The 4,399-nt window shown below is 45.4% G+C and carries 6 protein-coding genes; 2 read left to right on the top strand and 4 right to left on the bottom strand.

Going from position 1 to position 4,399, the window contains the following annotated elements:
* Positions 1-46: 46 nt before the first annotated feature.
* On the bottom strand, positions 47-373 hold the full coding sequence (locus tag N6G83_RS53960; RefSeq protein WP_116362722.1) for a plasmid mobilization protein: 327 nt from the start codon (positions 371-373) through the stop codon (positions 47-49).
* Between the two features lie 755 nt (positions 374-1,128).
* On the opposite strand from N6G83_RS53960, the gene N6G83_RS53955 reads away from it, so the two are divergent.
* The gene (locus N6G83_RS53955) at positions 1,129-2,271 is read left to right on the top strand and encodes a reverse transcriptase family protein (RefSeq protein ID WP_224452649.1); all 1,143 of its coding nucleotides are present in this window, start codon (positions 1,129-1,131) and stop codon (positions 2,269-2,271) included.
* A 3-nt stretch (positions 2,272-2,274) separates the two neighbouring features.
* A complete protein-coding gene (locus N6G83_RS53950; RefSeq protein ID WP_224452644.1) occupies positions 2,275-2,478 on the top strand; it encodes a cold shock domain-containing protein in 204 nt (67 codons plus the stop codon).
* On the opposite strand, the gene N6G83_RS53945 is transcribed toward N6G83_RS53950, so the two are convergent.
* The 3 genes from N6G83_RS53945 to N6G83_RS53935 all read right to left on the bottom strand — a co-directional run bounded on the left by N6G83_RS53945 (position 2,467) and on the right by N6G83_RS53935 (position 4,170).
* Complete coding sequence (locus N6G83_RS53945; protein WP_224452645.1) at positions 2,467-3,357, bottom strand: replication initiation protein; 891 nt, start codon at positions 3,355-3,357, stop codon at positions 2,467-2,469. The genes N6G83_RS53950 and N6G83_RS53945 overlap by 12 nt on opposite strands.
* Positions 3,358-3,551: 194 nt before the next feature.
* A complete protein-coding gene (nadS, locus tag N6G83_RS53940; RefSeq protein WP_012442910.1) occupies positions 3,552-3,836 on the bottom strand; it encodes a NadS family protein in 285 nt (94 codons plus the stop codon).
* 1 nt (position 3,837) lies between these two features.
* Positions 3,838-4,170 carry a type II toxin-antitoxin system RelE/ParE family toxin gene (locus N6G83_RS53935; RefSeq protein WP_224452646.1) on the bottom strand — a complete coding sequence of 111 codons (333 nt, stop codon included), beginning with the start codon at positions 4,168-4,170 and terminating at the stop codon, positions 3,838-3,840.
* Positions 4,171-4,399 lie beyond the last annotated feature (229 nt).

The following is a 4,399-nucleotide window of genomic DNA, read 5'->3' as shown; positions in this document are numbered from 1 at the left end:
ATAATCGACGGGGCCACTGCCCGAACCGGCACCGCGTGAGTGAATTTTAATGATCACGATGCTGCTCCAGCAGTTCACCCAGATTGCGGTCAAGGCTGTTGAGCACCGCCAGCAGGGAAACCCGCTCCGTGGGGGTAAGCCCGTCAAGCTGGTTAAGGCGTCGGGCGATCTGGTTGAGGTTGTTGCCTATCCCGCTGACCTGTCGCAGCAGTTCGGGCGCAACGTCAGGAAGACGGCGCTTTCGGGCGGTGTGTTCTCCCAGACCGAGCTGACGCAGCCATTCAGCCAGATGGGTTCGGTCACACCGGTCTATCAGACGCTGATGCTCTGAGTCGGTCAGACGGATTTTGATCTCTCTCGTGCGCTTTTCCATTCTCACTCCGCTGAGAAATATTCGCACCCAAAGTGCGAAAGTTTCGCAGCGGATGCCCGGGGTTTCGGGGGGCGGCGAGCCCCCTGAACCAGTCACAGACGGCACCTCGTAGAGGGGACGCTGTGTGTACTGGCTTAAAGTATACTGTAGTATGTCAGATTCTGTGTTCGCGGCAAAAAAAGCCCCCTGATAAAAGAGAGGGCTGTTATCTGATATAGGTTGTTTAGTGCCATGCGTTTTTTCGTGACTTCATTCTTATAAAAAACATATACTCACTCCCGATACGGGCGAACCTCGCCCAACCCTTTGCTCTTTAAAAAAAAGTTACACTGACTCAAGGAAAGCTATGCCTGAAAAGGCGATCTCTTCATGAGATCATGACCGGCATCCCCGCTAAGGGTCGGCTCATCGCGCAAAAACGCGATAACCCTCCTTAAATTTCGGCGACAGTTGTCTGGCAATGTGAGTAAAAGTCCCTAAAGCCAATTGATTTATTCCTTGTGTTCCTTACTGGTCTGGCAAAACCCATAACCCAAGAAGGAAGGCAAAAATGTTAAATTTTAACATCAACTTAAGTGTAACTAAGACCTATAACTATGCATCTGGAGACAGTCATAGTCGTAGAAAAGAAGGGATTGGCTTTATGGAAGTACTGAAAAACCTTTGTATGAAGGTCTATCCGTACTTGATTATGTGGAAAACTTTAGCTTTCATAGCTCACTTATTCTTCTAATCGACTTTTAACTCAACCTAACATGATGAAACCTCTGTTTAATGGTACTCAATTGGCCTCTCAAGACTCTCTTGCAGCAATGCTAGGGGTTACGACAGAGAGGCTCAATAAAATTGTGCTATCTATCCCTAAGTCATACAAATCGTTCAATATTGAGACAGGTAAGAACAAAAAGGTCAGAACTCTTTTTGAGCCAAAAAAAGGGTTGAAGCATATTCAAAAAAAAATAAACAAAGAAATCTTTGAAAATGTTAATTATCCAAATTATCTTCATGGCGGATTAAAAGAAAGAGACTATGTATCAAATGCCGGAACTCATGCAGGAAAGAAAACTATAATATCTTTGGATATAGAAAACTTCTACCCTAGCATCAGCAAAAGAGACATATTAAATATATTCAAAAACATGATGAGATTCTCACCATCCATTTCAGAAACATTGACAGAACTAGTAACTTTAGATGGTAAGTTGCCTCAAGGTGCTTGCTGCTCTAGCTATATAGCAAATCTTATATTTTTCAATGATGAGCATAATATAGTAAGAAAAATAAACAATATGGGTATGAATTACACCAGGCTACTTGATGACGTTACTATTTCTTCCGATAAAAAACTATCAAAAGAAGAAGAAACAAAAGCGATAACAACAGTAGTAGGGATGATAAATAGGCACCGTTTATCTTTAAATGACGCCAAGACCGTTATAGAAAAATCAGACCACCCTAATTCAAAGTTACATGTAACAGGGTTATGGGTTAAACATAAAACACCGAAAATAAATAAAGAAAATCGCAGATACATACGATATTTAGTTTTTATCTGTGAAAAAGAATCAGCCGTTGACAGAACATCGACTGAATACCATACCCTATGGAATAAAGCATCAGGCAAGGTAGCTCAGATGAGTCGAGTTGGTCATGAACAGTCAGTTGAACTTAGAGAAAAACTAGGGAAAATCCTCCCGCTATATGATGAGTTCAAAATAAGAAAGATAGTTTTCCTAGCTAATAATTACATTAAAAACTTCAGTCTTCCTTTAAGTGAGGAACAAGTTTCAAAGGTAAATAAAATCATTTATGACGTGGGGATCGTAGGTAGATCAAACAAAAAACTATCTAACGAGCTCAGAAAAAAACTAAGATCAATTTTACCAAAGGATGCGTGAGCTATGGATCATGGTTTCGTTAATTTTTTTGACTCAGTTAAGGGATACGGATTTATCCGCAGAGAACAGGGTAGAGATGTAATGTTCAGATCTGATGATATTCCCAATGAAAATTACACAGTGGATATACCAAAAGGAACAAAAGTACAATTCAATACAGTGAAGACAGCGAAAGGATTAAAAGCTATAGATATACTATTTATCTGAACTTTTCATCCGAAAGTAAGTTCTCCGGCTAACACCCATAATTATCCAAGGCTCTCCCAATGAGGGTCTGCCACCACCTTTGCTTTTCTTTCCTCTTAGAGACTGAATTTCAGGTGCGTGTGTTTTTTTAACAAAATCGTCGAAAGAATATTCAGAGAAATTTTTTATAGTCCATTTAGCAATACTATTAGAGATCCCCTTTACTTCACTTTCATCTAAGGGAAAGGGAAATTGCAGATTGTAGGCGCTGGCACGCTCATAGCAGGCTTGCAGCCACTGTTCATACTCCGGCCACCCCTGACGGATAGCGCGATAGGCCCACTTGCGGGTTTTATCGAACAAGGTGCAGTTACGGCCTAAGCCGTAATCGGTAACTATTTCTTTGTCGTTCGCGGCGTTCAGGTCTAGCGAGTCGGCCAGCCAGTCCAGTGTGTAGAGTTCTGGCTGCCAGACGGCAATTTTCCAGTACCCGTGGTTCGGATTCTTGCAAATTAACCCCGAATACCCCACGTCAGCGTCCAATTTTTTACGTAGCGCGTTCTCTACGGCAGCAGCGTACTTCAGCGGCTTCATTTTTCCGTCAGGTGCGGTGCGTATCGAGGTTTTCAGTGCGTAAAGCAGGTGCGCGTGCCCGTTTTCGGGGTTGGTGATGGTCAGCGTAGGCGCGGGCGCATTGCGATCACTCCAGTCGATTGCTGCACCGAGGCGGTCAACGTCAAAACCGAGCCAGAACATGGCGTGAGGCTGGTTGAACTGGATGTATTTAGCCAGAATAGCGCGCTCTTTTCCCGCGATGCGTACACCAAAATGCAGATCGTCCGAAAAGTACGGCTTGTTAGGTAAGCGGTCGTTGAACAGGTCGAGGGCTGGGTTAGTCACTCACGCCAGCGCTTATGGCGGGCTGTTGTCTTGCACTCTGCATGTGCTAATATCCTTCTTAGGTTTTATGCCTAGCCCTGATTGATCATGTATCTTCCGCCAAGTTGAGCACATGATTATCGGGGCTTTGTTTTTTCTGCCGTTAAAGTTACACGCGAACGGCGGCTTCTGTCGAACCATTCCGTCATAAAGCCTTAATGTGAGGCAAGTTCCTGAAAGAATTTAGGGTTGGCCTGTATGGTCGCCAGCACCTTAGCCGCCAGTCCGGTCGGGTTACGCCTGCCAGTTTCCCAGCTCTTGATGGTGTCGAGGCTGGTGCCAAGCACCTTTGCCATTTCATCCTGCGTCACGTTCAGCTGGGCGCGGAGTGCCTTCACGTCAGCCAGTTCGTAGCGCGTGACGCGGGCAGGCGCTTTAACGCCTTTTTTGATCTCGACGGCTTCTTCCAGAGACGCTTTCAGTTCGTCAAAAAAACTCATGCTACACCTCGTCTTTCAGTAGTTTCGTCAGCTTTTTCAGGTCGGATTTTTCAGCGTCCGTCAGGCTGTCTTTGGTACTTTTCGGGTAGGCCATCACCAGATAGATAATTTCCTCGGTGGCCAGAAAGTAAATCACCCGCGCACTGCCGCTTTTACCCTGTGTGCCGGTCGCCATTCTGATTTTTCTCAGCCCGCCGGTTTGTCGGATGAGATCGCCTTTGTCCGGTGATTCAATCAGCGTTTTCTGGAGCTCTTTGAGCTCGTCGTCCGTGGCGATTTGCTTTATCTGACGGGTAAACATCGGCGTTTCGATAAACTCTATCGCATGGCTCACTGTGTCATTCCCTTTGCATTATTGATGTACATTGTACACCAATATAATATTGCGTCTACGTGGGGCATCCCGCATGAGCGGTGCTAAAGCGTCGGGCCGTGATAGCGGGTGCGCTGCTTTTCCAGTTTCAGCTGGTGTTCGTGCTGTTTTACGAGCGCATTAACCGGCTGACATTGTCGCTCAAGCTCTCGACCTGACCGCGCAAGCTGTTCACCTGATTGCTCAAGTG

It is taken from the genome of Serratia sp. PL7, from assembly GCF_945957435.1.
Note: the sequence above shows the minus strand (reverse complement) of the source record. Positions and strands in the feature narration are given on the sequence as shown.